The following is a 13562-nucleotide window of genomic DNA, read 5'->3' as shown; positions in this document are numbered from 1 at the left end:
GACAGCCTCTCCAAGGAACCTCGGTCAGACATACAGATCCTCACGGGGATAACCAACACGATTCTGGCGTTGGATCTGGTCGCGCTCGAAGCTTTCCCAGATGGCGCTGAGCAACAGCAGGATGCCGAGCCGACCTACGAACATACCCACCACCAAGATCAGCTGCCCAAGGTGACCGAGTTGTTCGGTCACGCCGAGATCGAGGCCCACCGTGGCGAAGGCAGAGATGCAGGTGAACATCAGTTCCAAAAACGACAGCGGATCTTCGCCCGTGGGGTCACTGATCAGAGCGAGCAGCAAGGCCATCATCAGCACGAACAGCAGGGAGGCCACCGTGATGCTCACGGCCCTCAGCACCACCTTGTCGGGAATCTGGCGATGACGGATCACAACATCATCGTGGCCGCGAAGGGTGGAGCGGGTGGTGGCCATCAATGCAGCCACCGTGGTGGTTTTGATGCCCCCGCCAGTCCCTCCGGGACTGGCGCCGATGAACATCAGCGTCATCAGGAGCAGCAGGCCTGAATCCGAAATGCTCTGGATCGACAGAGGCACTGTGGTGAAACCTGCTGTGCGCGCACTCACTGAGCCGAACAAGGTACTCATCACTCTCTCCTGCCAGCCCATGGTGGTGAGGATGTGGCCTTTGGAGAGGGATTCAGTCAGCGTCAGTCCGACCATGCCGATCAGGATCAGGAGTGCTGATGTGCGGAGCACGAGCCTGGTGTGAAGACTCAGGTTCCGGCGCTTAAGCCGTTGCCTGTTGCTCCAGAGATCGTTGGTCACCCGCCATCCCAAGCCTCCCAACACGATCAGAAGCATGATCACCGCATTGACCGCGCGATTGGTCCGATAGCCCTCGAGGCTGTCGTTCCAAAGGCCGAAGCCTGCATTGTTGTAGGCCGAAATGCTGTGAAAAAGAGACGCCCAGGCCCTGGAACCTCCCGCAGGCAGATCTGAGAATCCGAAGGTGTACAGCACAACAGCTCCTATCAGGATCAGGACGGCTGCCGTGAGAGCAATGCTTCTGAAGGTGCTGCCGATACCGCCGACGCCGAATTGATCCAGTGTCTGCCCCCGATCCAGTCGCCGGCGAAGAGAGGCCCCACGCACCACGAACCCCTGCAGAAAGGTGGTGATGGCCATTAATCCCAGCCCGCCCACGAGGATCATGAAAGCCAACACCCCTTGGCCGAAGGGTGTTAGATCGCGACCGACGTCGATCACCGTCAGTCCAGTCACCGTGACGGCGGACGTTGCTGTGAACAGCGCTTCCCAGAGCCCCACATTGGTGGCAGAGCAAACGGGGCTTGCCAGAAGAAACGTTCCGGTGGTGATCACCAGCAGGCCCGTCACCACCGTGAACTGAGCTACGGAGAGGCGTCGATACCAGGCCTGGGTTCGGTGAATGGCCTTGGGCAGAGGCATCGGCTTCATGCTCCCCCCATCTGGTTGAGGATCAACCAAGGCACGAGCAGAGTCATCAAAACTGTGAGTCCCAGTCCGTAGCGGGCCACGTCAAAGAAGCGGTAACGCCCCGGTCCGAACACCATCAGATTGGTCTGATACCCCATCGGTGTGAGGAAGGACTGGCTTGCTCCGAACAGAACAGTGAGCAGAAGGGCTTGGGGCGGCAGGTTGAGGGGGGCGGCCAGTTGGGTCGCCACTGGAATCAGCAGGGCGACGGATGCGGCGTTGCTGAGGACTTCCGTGAGCAGCGTGGTACTGAGGAAAATCACAAGCAAGGCGGCGTAATCAGGCCAGTTCACCAAAAGCACACGCAGGGAGGCGGCCAGTCCATCAGCAAGGCCTGTGCGCTGCATGGCCACACTGAAGCTCGGGAGCGCTCCCAGAAGCAGGATCACATCCAGACGGATCGACCGCAGCATCTCCCCTGAGCGCAGACAACCTCCAATCACCATCAGCACCACAGCGAGAAGCACTGAGGCCACGAGGGGGATGGATGTCATTGTTGGCAGCAACAGCATGCCGGCAGTGATCGCGATTGACAGCGGTTTGCGGCGAACCGTTGGCAGGTCGTTCTCCAGCTCATCAAGCACGAGAAGATCATGGTTGGACTGCAGGCCTCGAATGGCATCCACCGGCGCTTGAATCAGGAGCACATCGCCTTCTTTGAGCACGGCTTGTCCAAGTCGCTCCTGCACGGTCTGCTGGCCGCGGCGCAGGGCCAGAACCGTTGCGTTGTAACGCTGGCGAAAACGCAGTTCACGAAGACTGGCCCCGGCCAGGGTCGAGCCTGAGGGGAGCAGAACCTCAACCATCGTCTGTCCCCCTTCCGCAGGGGGGTGGGCCAGGGAATCTGCGGCCAACAAAACCGTTTTATCCTGCTGAAGCCGCAGGAGGTCATCGCGTGTGATCCTCAGCAGGAGTCGATCGCCCGCCTCCAGTTGGCGATCAGCGAGGGGAGGCATCAGCCGTTCTCCCTCCCGCTGTAGCTCGAGAACATCCACATCAAACCGCCTCTGCAGCCTGCTGTGGCGGAGTGTTTGACCCACAAGGCTTGAGCTGCCTGGGATGGTGACTTCGGTGAAGTAACCCTCAAGGTTCTGGTCGGCCGTCAGTGAATTGGCCTCGAGTCCTCGATCAGGCAGGAGTCCACGGGGGGCCAGGAGCATGTAGGCGACTCCTGTGAGCCACACAGGAATTCCGATGCTTGTGAAGCTGAAGAGTTGAAGCGGCCCGTATCCAAGCTGTTCACTGATGTCGCTTGCCAGCAGATTCACCGAGCTGCCAAGCAGGGTCAGGGTCCCTCCCAGCAGCGTGGCGAAGGACAGGGGAAGCAGCACCCTCGATGGCGCCACCCGCCGTCGCCGGCACCAAGCCTCCAGGACTGGGAGAAGAGTGGCCACAACCGGTGTGTTGGGCACGACCCCTGACACGGGTGCTACTACCAGACCGAGAAGCGCAATCAGTCGGCGGGGGGAGCGAATCCGGTCGGATGCGATTTGCTCTCGAAGTCGATCGAGGGCTCCGCTGCGGAAGAGGGCCGCGGAGACCGCGAACAGGCCCATCAGTGTGATCAAAGCGGGGCTCCCAAACCCTGCCAACGCTTGAAGGGGTGTCAGGACACCCCCGATCATCAGGAGCGCCAGACTGAGAAGCCCCACAAGCTCGGGGGCGATGACGCCGCTGATGAAGAGAGCAACGGCCAGCACAAGCACCGCAAGGGTGATCTGAGCATCCCCGTTTTGAAGAGCGGCACTGAGCTCAGCCATTGGCGCGTGCGCTGGTCTGATGGGAGGGGGCTTTGCAGACTTGTTCTGGTGAGGTCCCCCAGAACGTTTGCTCGAGCCATGCTCGCAGACCTTTCAATCCTGTCCCCTGTGTTGCTGACAGATAGAGGGCGTGCGGTTCAAGAGTTCTGATCAGTTCGAGTTCCGAAGCTTTGCAGCGATCGATTTGATTGGCGATCACCTGCCGCGGTTGCTGGCAGTTGAGCCCATTCAGAATGGAATGAACGGCACTCAGTTGGCCTTGCCAGTCGGGATCTCCGAGATCCACCACCAGAAGAAGCTGGTCGGCTTCGCGGGTTTCTTCAAGCGTGGCCATGAACGCCTGCATCAACGGTCCGGGCAGCTCCCGAATGAATCCGACTGTGTCGGTGATCAGAAGCTCTTTGGGTGCAGAGCCTGACTGCGGAAGGCACAACCGCCTGGTGGTGGGGTCAAGCGTTGCAAAGAGACTGTTTTTCGCTTCCACAGCACGCCCTTGATCAAGGGCACAGAGCGCATTGAGAAGAGATGACTTTCCAGCATTGGTGTAGCCGACCAGCGCAACTCTCGGAAGCGTGCTGCGTTGTTGCCGCAGCCGGGCGCGATGCGCCCCCAGCTGCCGCAATTCCCGGCCAAGATGCTCGATGCGGCGGCTGATGGCACGGCGGTCCTTCTCGAGCTGGGTTTCCCCCGGTCCCCGGGTGCCGATGCCACCTCCTTGGCGCGACAGGCTGAGACCGCGGCCGGTCAGGCGTGGAAGCCTGTAGCGCAGTTGGGCCAGCTCTACCTGAAGTCGGCCGGCCGAGCTTGTGGCGCGCTGGGCGAAAATATCCAAAATGAGCTCGCTGCGGTCCATCACAGGGCAATCCAGAAGCCGCTCGAGGTTTCTCGCCTGCACTGGGGTCAGTTCCCTGTCGGTTATCACGAGAGACGCAGCATGGCGGCGCACATCAACGGCAGCCTCCTGGAGTTTTCCTGTTCCCCAGAGAGTTTGTGGATTGATCTGGCCGAGGCGCTGACGACACACTGCCACGGGGCAGGCACCGGCACTGCGTGTCAGCCCCTCCAGTTCAGCGAGCTCGCGCTCATTGCCGTCAGGGTCTGAGCCAATCAGTGTCAGCAGCAGGACGCGTTCCTCCTGTTGATGGGGAGAGTAGACGGTTCCCTTCACAGCGGCCAGCTCGGAAACGGGCTCCGTCGTCTCAGCTGCACAAAGCACAGACAGCGCGCCCGTGGCATCGCAGCGCCAGCCGATCGCGGCAGAGGCATCGGTGCGCCAGAGCGCGGCAGGCCGCGTTCCCGAGGCGGTGGCGGCTGCTTGGAGCCGTAGCCAGATGCTGGGGGCCACATCCATCGCGATGACGGCGTCGCGTCCTTCCGGTTTCAGATCCACTCCTTGTGTGCCTGGCAATGCACTCACCAGACGCCAGCGTTGGCGGCGTCGCGTCCCTCCGGAAAGATGGCCATCAAGCCGGTCGGACTCTCCGAGGGGGCCAACCCACAGCAGCCTGCTCACACCGCGTGCATCGATCAGAAGATGCAGAGACTGCTTGAGTTCGAGGGTGAGTTCGGCCAGGCGCTCAAGGGTGAACAGATCGGCGCCCGCGTTCTGCGGATGACGCCGGTGGCTGAGCCTCTCCAGCTGACGGAGCTGGGATGGCCTTAGCCCGCGCGTGCGTCCTGCTAGGTGGGCCTGCTTCAAGAACTGAACAACCAGGCCCCAGCAGAGCGCAGACCAAGGGACAGTCCGGGCATGCGGGTGAGGTATGCCAAGCGTCTCAATTTGAAGGCAAGGGGCCCCGCCAAGGTGACACCCATACCGGTGAGTGTGGCGTCGCCGATCCCCAGGCTGAGCATTTCACCGAGATCCTGGAACACAAAAGGATCTGGAGTGTTGCCGTCTCGACGTGCCTGAAGGCTGCGGGCCGCGGCTTGCCCTTGCTGGATGGCGACCTGGGCCGACAAGGGCCAGGGAGATTGACCTTCATCGATGGAGTGCTGGCTGGCGATGTCTCCAAGGACAAGAACGTCGGGTTGGCCAAGCAGTCGCAGGCTTCCATCCACGGGCAGGCGCTTGTGATGGGGTGAGGCGGAAGGTATCAAATCAGGGATGTTGGGCCGACTGCCTGCCGTCCAGATCAGACCGTCGTGGGGCTGTTCCATGTCGCCGTCAACACCACTCCATCGCACAGCATTTGGAGCCACGTTGAGAACGCGTGTCTTCAAATGAACTGTGATGTCGCGCTTTTTCAAGGCTTGTTCAGCTTGCTCTCGGTTGAAGGCCCGTGAGCGAGCGAGGATCTGATCTCCCTGTTCGATGAGATGAACGCGAGCTGCTCCGTCAAGCAGGTCAACGAGTTTGCAAGCGAGTTCTACGCCCGTGGCACCAGCCCCAACAATCACGAGCGTGCTTGTTCCGGAGGGACGGTTGCGCAGGTCCCTCAAGCGAGCATGAAGTGGCGGAAGGTCTTCCAAGGCATGGAAGCGCAAGGCGTGCTCTCGGACGCCAGGGATTCCGAAGTCATCCGGTACTGCTCCAGTGGCCAGAACCAGTTGGCTGTAAGGCAACTGGTGACCACCTGCTGTTGTGACGACGTGATCTTCAAAGTTGACGGAGCAGACCGAGTCCTGAATGTGACTGATCCCCCGCCCTTGCAAGAGTTGCCCGTAGTCGGGGGCGACTTCCCATCCCTGCAGCTCCCCGCTGAGCAGTTCGTAGAGAAGGGGAACAAAGACGAACCTTGATCGGGGTTCGATCAAGACGAGGGGTGGTCGGGGATGCACCCTACTGAACGCTTGCAGGGTTGATAGCCCTGCAAATCCTCCCCCAACCACAAGGATCGGGTGCTCCTGCGGATTGGGTGCTTGCGTCAATGGATCCGCATGTTCTTTCTTCAACCTTAGGCAGGCCCCCGGTCACCCCGGCGTATGAGAATGCACTGATGAGGAACGGCATCATTCCGATGACAAGCGCTGCCGCGGGCTTGGACTCCGGCGGTGAAACCGCCATGCTGGCGCTTCAGAGGGAGGCGCTTGAGGCACTGGAGCCTGCTCAGCGGTTGCAGTGGGCGCGCGAGCAATTCGGGTCGGGATTCGCAATGACCACGAGCTTCGGGATCCAGTCGTCCGTGCTCCTACACATGCTTGCAGGCTTGCCAGGCTCCGAATCGGTGCCGGTGATCTGGGTGGATACCGGATATCTACTCCCAGAGACCTATCGCTACGCCAAAACTCTCTGCGACCGTCTCGGCCTTCAGCCCGTCGTCGTTCAGTCGTCTCTCTCCCCAGCAAGAATGGAGGCTCTGCATGGGCGACTTTGGGAAACAGGAAGCGACAGTGACCTTGATCTCTATTTACGTCTACGCAAAGTTGAGCCCCTCGAGAGCGCTCTCGACCGCCTCGCTGTGCGCTGCTGGGGCAGTGGGGTGCGCAGCGGACAGACCGACCTCAGAAGCACGATGACGGTGCTCGATCCGATTCGTGGTCGCCTCTCCCTCAGGCCGCTCCTGCATTGGACCAATAAAGACGTCTTCTATTACATGCAGGAACACGAGCTGCCCCAGCATCCCTTATTTGATCAGGGATTTTCCACAGTTGGTGACTGGCATTCCAGTGCTCCAGACGGTGTGGATTCCGAGGGACGCAGCACCCGTTTCGGTGGCCAGAGACAGGAGTGTGGCATTCACGTGCCTGGGGTGATGGGTGACGGCATTTAAGGAAGTGATTCCCCAGCGATGCCTTCTGATCGGCAATTCACGCTGGCATTGGGCCGAACGCGCTGATTCATCCCGCTGGAGTTTTCGTCACACCGATCCGATCGTTGAACAACAGCTGGATGCTCCAGTGCCTGAGCGATGGGCTGCAGTCGGAAGGGTTCCTGCTGCGTTCTCGCGCCATGGTGACCAGCAATTGCAACTTGATCAGGTGCCCCTGAACGATGTGCCGCCGTGGCTGGGTATCGATCGTGCCCTCGCAGGATGGGGGGCCTGGCTTCGATCCGGGGGCGGTAACGATTTGATGGTGGTTGATGCAGGAACGGTGCTCAGCCTGACGCGCGTCACCGCGGCTGGATGCTTTGGCGGAGGATGGCTCTGCGCGGGGTTGCGTCTTCAGCTGCAGGCCATGACTGAGGGGACTGTCGCCTTGCCCGTGGTGGGGCCTGATGTGCCCAGCATCGATTCAAGCCCGAACCTCCCGGCTGACACAGCGAGTGCCATGACCCAGGGTGTGCTTCAAAGCCTGTTGGGTTTGATCCATGGTGCTCATCGCCGTTGCCCTAGCACTGTCTGGCTTTGCGGAGGAGACGCCCCGCTTCTCTTGCCCGAGCTGGTGGCCCGGGGTGTTGATGTTCAGCACACCCCGGATCTTGTGATGGAAACGTTTGTCGACCTTGTCAGCTAGCTGAGGCCAAGGTCATTGAGGATCTGGTCCGCCATGATCTCTGCTTTCACTTTGCGGTAGATCAGCTCCAGATTTCCCTCAGCATCCACAACAAAGGTGTGGCGCATCATGCCCATGTACTCGCGACCCATGAACTTCTTGAGCCCATAGCTTTCATAGGCGCTGGCGACGAGGCAAGGCTCGACGTCGGTGAGAAGGGTGAAGGGCAGCTCCTGTTTGCTGATGAAGCGAGTGTGCGATGCGGCGTTGTCTTTGCTGATACCCAGCACCCGAATGCCATGGTCTTCGAATTGGTCCCAGCGGTCGCGGAAATTGCAGGCTTCCTTGGTGCACCCGGGCGTGGCGTCCTTCGGGTAGAAGTAGATCACGACCCGCTGGCCTTTGAGTGATGACAAGGTCACAGGCTCTTCCTTCTCGTTTGGAAGCGTGAAGTCCGGGGCTGGATCACCGATCTGCAAGGTCATGGATCAGGGATGGAGTGGCGGAAGCGTAACGGCCCTTTGGTTTCGGCGGATGTCCGCTCCGCTGACCTGTGATGCCAGCTGTTTATCGATGCAGGAACAGCAGTGGTCGTCGCGTCTGCCAAAAGTTCGCTCCGATGTTTTCATCCGTTCGCGGGTCTGGATGAGAGCTTGCTTGGCTGAGCGCTTCAGCTTGTCTCCCAAGGCGGTGCCTTTGCAGGCGCCACCTGGTGAACCCCCCACCCTGCCGAGTGGCTGGGGTTTCCTGAGCCTGAGTCATTGCCCTGATGCCCTTCTGCTGGGCTGTTCCAAGCATGCGATTGGTTTGGATCTCGAGCGCCGCGACCGGATGATTCCTGCGGCCTCGATTCTGCAACGGTCGTATGGCCACGGGGAACGGAAACGGCTGCAACACCTGTGCGCTGAAGACCTCCGACAGGCTGTGTTGAAGCACTGGTTGATCAAGGAGGCCTCGATCAAGTGGCAGCAGGGGTCGATTGCCCGTGATTTGCGCTTTTGGGAGGTCTGTCCTGGGATGAGCAGCGTGGTTCATCAACGCAGCCATCAAAAGCTTGCCGCTGTGCTGCATGGCTATGACTCCTGGGAGTTCGCCGTCGTGGCGGCAGATCAACAAGTTCTGCAATCCCTCGCCCTCTGCCTAACCTGAATTCAGTTGTTTTGCGCTGATTCCAGTGCCTGCCGCCGGCTTGTCCAGCCTTCCGACCCTGGCCAGTGCGGTAGTCCTGGCTGGCTTTGGACTCGCGGCAATGGTGAGCGCTCCGTCCAGCCAGGGCTTGCAGAGTGCTTGGAATGGTGCAGACCCGGACTACAGCCGCTTGGATGAAAGGGATGCCACGTTGCATCAACGCAGGAGAGTGGAGGAGTTGCTCGCGGCATTCACGAAAGGACAGCTCACACGCCACTACTGGGGACATTTCGCCCCGACACTGGCTGATCTCGGCCTCACGGCTGATCCGTCTCTTGATGTTCGCGTTGAGAATGCAGAGGGTGCGACCCGGCTATGGCTGACCCCTCAGCGGGGTGCAGAGGCCTATCTGGCTCAAGTCAGCTTCAACGGCGAAAAGCTTGAACGACTTCATTGCAGGGGGACCTCGGTGGGTGAAGTTGAACCAAAGGCAGGCCAATGCCCTCCTAGCTGGAAACCCCTATTAAAAACATCTCCCTAAGAGTTTCAAGAAGAGATTTGCGGGCCTCGCGAGATTCCTGAGACCCAAGATGCATGATCCTGTTTGCGCGATTTTTCGTGAGTTCCCGTACTGATCCAGGGGAAGTTGTTGGCATTGGTATTTCTTGCGACTAGATTTAAAAAGACGTCTTTTCTCGCCGTCCGTGCTTACCCGATTCGCTGCTGGCGCTCTCGCCGCCGCTTCCATCTCCACTCTGGCTGTCGCCGCTGAAGCTGGCACCAAGCGCCCTGTGCGCTGGGTGTCCGGTGGTGCTGTCTGGACCACCAAGTCCAAAGCCTTCAAAAAGTTCTTCAAGAACGGTGAAATCACCGACCGCGCTCTTGAGGCCGGCATCAACAACTCCGGTTGGACTGCCGATGAGATTCAAGAGGGCATGACCAAGACCTATGAAGTTGATCTGGTGGGCGTGTCCCGCTTCCTCTACTCCAAGGATGGCGTCAAGTTCCTGAAGGATCAGACCCGCTCCTACTTCCCCTACTGGCAGAAGAAGAAGACCGCTGTTGTGGCTCTTCGCTCCGCCATCATCCTCGACTCTGCTGACGGCAAGATCTCTTCTGCCGGCATCATGAAGCAGCTGCCCGTTGCCTTCCGTCTGAACGACAACGGCTCTTCTGATGGTTCTCAGAACGTCTGCAAGGACGGCCTCGACGGCGCTCAGGCCACCTCGCTGCTTTCCTGGTATGTGTTCCTGCCCGCTTGTGTGCAGGCCAACCAGATCCTTCCCGCAGCTCCCGCTCCTCGCGCCGCTGCTCCCGTTCGGGGCCTCTGGTGATCCTCTGAAATCTTAGGATTTCACTGCATCGCACGAACCCCGGCTTCGCCGGGGTTTTTTTATGTCTTTCAGCGACGGCGACCATCGATCCGCCAGTGCTGCAGCCGCATGGGCAGCTGTTGACCAACACGTTTCATCAGTTCATTTTTCAAGGTGGCAAGAGCCGAAGGATGGCCACGGGTCTGGCGTTCAACAGCCAAGCGGTAAGGCCGTCCTTCACCCAGCCAGCGGTTCATCAAGGATTGATCCAGGCGCAGGCTGGAGGATTCCTGCCAGTTGGTGCTTTCAAGGCTCCAGCCGCTGGCTTCAAGTTGTTGCCTCAGGGCTTCACGCTCCGATTTCTGGCTGAGCCATTGGGTTTCCAGTCCTTGCAAGCCATTCAGCGCATTGGCGATTTCGGGGGCTAAAGCACCCTGGCTGTGCTCCAAGAGAGCCGAAGCAGGGCCAAGTTCAGATTCACTCAGCAGAAGCCGAAGCTGGGCTCCTGAGGATGTCCGTTCGGCGATGGTGGGCCACAGCTCCATCAGCGTTGACGACTTGAGATCGTCCTGATTGAGGCGTCCGCCGATGACCTCAAAGTTGTGGTTCTTGCTCAGAGCATCGAGATCGTTCGGTTTGCCCATCAAGGCTGGCCTCTGCAGGGGATCCAGCAGGTTGAGCTGTGCTTCCAACCGCGGCTGATCCGTTGCTGAACCGCACAGAATCATCACTCCCCCCTCCGCAACAGCGGCCAAGGGGTCCAAGCTCCAGAGCAGAGACCGGCCTCCGAGCATCAAGACACGATCTGTACGGCGCCAGTTCAAATCAGCCCAGAGCCGCTGGCGGAGGGTCTGGAGCCGTTCACCGTCGATAGCCAGTTGCCGTTGAAGCCAACGTTCTAGCTGGGGTTGATCGGGGCCGCTGCTCACCAGAAGTGGATGGGCATCTTCGGCTTCCACTGCGGCGGCCAGCTGGGCTGCTCGGCGCTCGAGGATCCGTTCCCGCCGCTGACCTTCCCATCCTTGGTGGCTTGGTGCCCAGAACGCTTCTCCCTGAAGTGCATCGGGAAGGTATTGCTGGGCCACCCAATGCTCCCGGAAGGCATGGGGATAGCGGTATCCCTGGCCATCGCCGAAGGCGTCCCCATCACGATTGGCATCGCGCAGATGGGAGGGAACATCCTGGCGCTGGGCGTTCCGAACCTGTCGAAGAGCCTCGAAGAAACCACCGGTGCTGTTGCTCTTTTCAGTGCAGGCCAGGTAGAGAGCTGCCTGGGCCAAGGGGTAGAGGCCTTCGGGCAGGCCAATGCGTTCAAAGGCAGCGGCACAGGCTTCGACCACCACCACAGCCTGAGGATCCGCGAGACCCACATCCTCGCCGGCAGAAATCAGCATGCGCCTGAAGATGAACCGGGGGTTCTCTCCTGCCTCGATCATTCGAGCCAACCAGAACAGGGCCGCATCAGCATCGGAGCCTCGGATCGACTTGATGAATGCGCTGATCGTGTCGAAGTGCGCATCCCCCTGCTTGTCGTAAAGAACAGCTCTCTGCTGAATGGATTCCTCAGCAATTCCCAGATCGATGCGGATCACGCCGTTGTCATCCGTTGGAGTGCTGTCCACCGCCAGCTCAAGGGCATTCAGGAGGCTGCGCGCATCTCCGGACGCCACATCCACGAGATGGGCCGCGGCCTCCGGCTCGAGTTTGATCTGGCGACCGCCATAGCCACGCTCGGGATCCATTAAGGCGCTTTCCAGGAGTTTGTTGAGGTCTTCGGGCGTGAGCGCTTGAAGACGGAACAGACGGGAGCGGCTGACGAGTGCCTTGTTGACTTCGAAATAGGGGTTTTCAGTGGTGGCTCCGATCAGGGTGAGCGTGCCGTTTTCCACCCAGGGGAGCAGAGCATCCTGTTGCGCACTGTTGAAGCGATGCACTTCATCGATGAACAGGATGGTGCGCAGGCCATGGCGTTCCAGTCGCCGTCCGGCTTCGCTCACTTCGGTTCGCAGGTCCTTCACCCCGGCGAGAACGGCATTAAGGGAGCTGAAATGGGCCCTGGTGTGATTGGCAATGATGCGGGCCAAGGTTGTCTTCCCGACACCCGGTGGGCCGTGCAGGATCAAATTGCCGACCCGATCCGCGGCGATAGCACGGCGTAGTAAACGGCCCTCCGCAAGGATCGCTCCCTGGCCAACGAATTCATCGAGATTGCGCGGGCGCAATCGATCAGCGAGAGGAGCCTGTCGCCGCAGCAAGGCCTCCCGTTGATGACTGAATAGATCGGAATCCTGCGATCCGCTCAAGACCGTTTGATGTGCATGAGCCGATTCTTGCCCGAAACGGCCCAGCCAGTTCCTGAATCGCGGTCATAATGCGCCCGACCGGAACTAAAACGTGCGAGCGCTCTCTCCCTTCCTGGCCTTGGCACTGACCACCGTTGCACTCAGTGCCTGTGGCGGAAAGGGTGAGGCGCAAAGACCGCTGCCCGAGGTCCAGCAGGCTTCAGTGACCGAGGCGTCCTTCACGGACGACATCGACACGGTGAGCACCCTGGAGGCCAACGATCTGGTTCAGCTGGCAGCACAGGCCACGGGGAGAGTTCTCGAACTCAAGATCGCTCAAGGCGACAAGGTCGAGCCGGGGCAACTGCTGATGGTTCTGGATCAGGCCCAGGAGCAGGCGCGACTGGCTTCCGCAAGGGCCCAGGAGCAAAAGGATCTGCTGGAACTGAAGCGCTACGAGTTTCTCGTCCCCCTGGGAGCTGCCGAGGCGTCCGAGCGTGACCAGCGGCGAGCCATCTACATCGCCTCGCGGGCGCAGGTACGGGCGCAGGAGGCCACGCTTGCTTACAGCAACTTGAAATCACCGATTGGCGGCACGGTGGCTGATGTCTCCGTGAAGGTGGGTGATGTGGTGCGTTCAGGAGACCCATTCACCAAGTTGATCCGTAACAACACGCTGGAAGCGCGTGTGGAAATTCCCTCCACCTCAGCAACCCGCGTGAAGGTCGGGTTGCCCGTGCTGCTCAGCCTCCCGGGCACTGACGAGGTGCTCGCCAAGAGCACCGTGCTCTCGGTGGATCCCAACATCGCCTCGGACACTCAGGCTTTGCTGGCCCTCGCCGTGTTCCCCAACCCTGACGGGAAACTGCGCAATGGTCAGCGTCTGCGAACGCGTTTGCAGCTCGAGGAACGCAAGGAACCCTCCGTGCCTTTTTCCGCTGTGACCCAATCCTCCGGGCAGAGTTTCGTGTTCCGGCTCGGCACCTTCAAGGAACTTGAGGCCCAGCCCGGGAAAGCTGATCTTGCCCGCATCAAGAAGGGAATCGAAGTGGGCAAGATTCCTTCCACAACGCTGTTCGCTCTGCAGACTCCGGTCACCCTTGGGTCTCTCCAGAACAACCGTTACCCCGTTACCAAGGGACTCAAACTTGGCCAGAAGGTCATCACCAGCAATTTGCTGAGCTTGCGTCACGGTGTGCCCGTCAAGGTGAAGGGCTGAGGATCTA

12 protein-coding genes are annotated in these 13562 nt (G+C 60.1%); 6 read left to right on the top strand and 6 right to left on the bottom strand.

Features of this window, described 5'->3' with window-relative positions:
• Window positions 1-24: 24 nt before the first annotated feature.
• Genes SynMEDNS5_RS11150 through SynMEDNS5_RS11135 form a run of 4 tightly spaced genes read right to left on the bottom strand, consistent with a single transcriptional unit; the run spans window position 25 to window position 6107 of the window.
• The gene (locus tag SynMEDNS5_RS11150) at window positions 25-1428 is read right to left on the bottom strand and encodes a TrkH family potassium uptake protein (protein ID WP_186583437.1); all 1404 of its coding nucleotides are present in this window, start codon (window positions 1426-1428) and stop codon (window positions 25-27) included.
• Window positions 1429-1433: 5 nt separating this feature from the next.
• The gene (locus tag SynMEDNS5_RS11145; RefSeq protein ID WP_186583436.1) at window positions 1434-3236 is read right to left on the bottom strand and encodes an SLC13 family permease; all 1803 of its coding nucleotides are present in this window, start codon (window positions 3234-3236) and stop codon (window positions 1434-1436) included.
• A complete protein-coding gene (gene hflX, locus SynMEDNS5_RS11140; protein ID WP_186583435.1) occupies window positions 3229-4935 on the bottom strand; it encodes a GTPase HflX in 1707 nt (568 codons plus the stop codon). The genes SynMEDNS5_RS11145 and hflX overlap by 8 nt, the downstream gene beginning before the upstream one ends.
• Window positions 4932-6107 carry an NAD(P)/FAD-dependent oxidoreductase gene (locus SynMEDNS5_RS11135; protein ID WP_186583434.1) on the bottom strand — a complete coding sequence of 392 codons (1176 nt, stop codon included), beginning with the start codon at window positions 6105-6107 and terminating at the stop codon, window positions 4932-4934. Before SynMEDNS5_RS11135 ends, hflX begins: the two co-directional genes overlap by 4 nt.
• Before the next feature lie 89 nt (window positions 6108-6196).
• Here SynMEDNS5_RS11135 and SynMEDNS5_RS11130 point away from each other — a divergent pair, with 89 nt between their 5' ends.
• Both SynMEDNS5_RS11130 and SynMEDNS5_RS11125 read left to right on the top strand, forming a co-directional pair.
• Window positions 6197-6949: a phosphoadenylyl-sulfate reductase gene (locus SynMEDNS5_RS11130; RefSeq protein ID WP_255440148.1), complete on the top strand. Its 753-nt coding sequence runs from the start codon at window positions 6197-6199 to the stop codon at window positions 6947-6949.
• Complete coding sequence (locus SynMEDNS5_RS11125) at window positions 6936-7634, top strand: type III pantothenate kinase (RefSeq protein ID WP_255440147.1); 699 nt, start codon at window positions 6936-6938, stop codon at window positions 7632-7634. The genes SynMEDNS5_RS11130 and SynMEDNS5_RS11125 overlap by 14 nt, the downstream gene beginning before the upstream one ends.
• On the opposite strand, the gene bcp is transcribed toward SynMEDNS5_RS11125, so the two are convergent.
• On the bottom strand, window positions 7631-8098 hold the full coding sequence (gene bcp, locus SynMEDNS5_RS11120) for a thioredoxin-dependent thiol peroxidase (protein WP_186583432.1): 468 nt from the start codon (window positions 8096-8098) through the stop codon (window positions 7631-7633). The genes SynMEDNS5_RS11125 and bcp overlap by 4 nt on opposite strands.
• Window positions 8099-8147: 49 nt before the next feature.
• Between bcp and SynMEDNS5_RS11115 the strand changes: the two genes are divergently transcribed.
• The 3 genes from SynMEDNS5_RS11115 (at window position 8148) to SynMEDNS5_RS11105 (ending at window position 10075) form a co-directional block, all read left to right on the top strand.
• Window positions 8148-8762: a 4'-phosphopantetheinyl transferase superfamily protein gene (locus tag SynMEDNS5_RS11115; protein ID WP_255440145.1), complete on the top strand. Its 615-nt coding sequence runs from the start codon at window positions 8148-8150 to the stop codon at window positions 8760-8762.
• Between the two features lie 40 nt (window positions 8763-8802).
• The gene (locus SynMEDNS5_RS11110; protein ID WP_255440144.1) at window positions 8803-9282 is read left to right on the top strand and encodes a thymidylate synthase; all 480 of its coding nucleotides are present in this window, start codon (window positions 8803-8805) and stop codon (window positions 9280-9282) included.
• 163 nt (window positions 9283-9445) lie between these two features.
• The gene (locus SynMEDNS5_RS11105; protein WP_186583429.1) at window positions 9446-10075 is read left to right on the top strand and encodes an alpha/beta hydrolase; all 630 of its coding nucleotides are present in this window, start codon (window positions 9446-9448) and stop codon (window positions 10073-10075) included.
• A 68-nt stretch (window positions 10076-10143) separates the two neighbouring features.
• Here the strand turns inward: SynMEDNS5_RS11105 and SynMEDNS5_RS11100 are convergent, their stop codons facing one another.
• Window positions 10144-12357 (bottom strand): AAA family ATPase, encoded by a 2214-nt coding sequence (locus SynMEDNS5_RS11100; RefSeq protein WP_186583428.1) that lies wholly within the window; start codon window positions 12355-12357, stop codon window positions 10144-10146.
• Window positions 12358-12475: 118 nt separating this feature from the next.
• Here SynMEDNS5_RS11100 and SynMEDNS5_RS11095 point away from each other — a divergent pair, with 118 nt between their 5' ends.
• The gene (locus SynMEDNS5_RS11095) at window positions 12476-13555 is read left to right on the top strand and encodes an efflux RND transporter periplasmic adaptor subunit (protein WP_186583427.1); all 1080 of its coding nucleotides are present in this window, start codon (window positions 12476-12478) and stop codon (window positions 13553-13555) included.
• Window positions 13556-13562 lie beyond the last annotated feature (7 nt).

The organism is Synechococcus sp. MEDNS5 (assembly GCF_014279875.1).
In the GTDB taxonomy this organism is placed as follows: Bacteria; Cyanobacteriota; Cyanobacteriia; order PCC-6307; family Cyanobiaceae; genus Synechococcus_C.
This window is presented reverse-complemented; position numbering and strand designations above follow the sequence as displayed.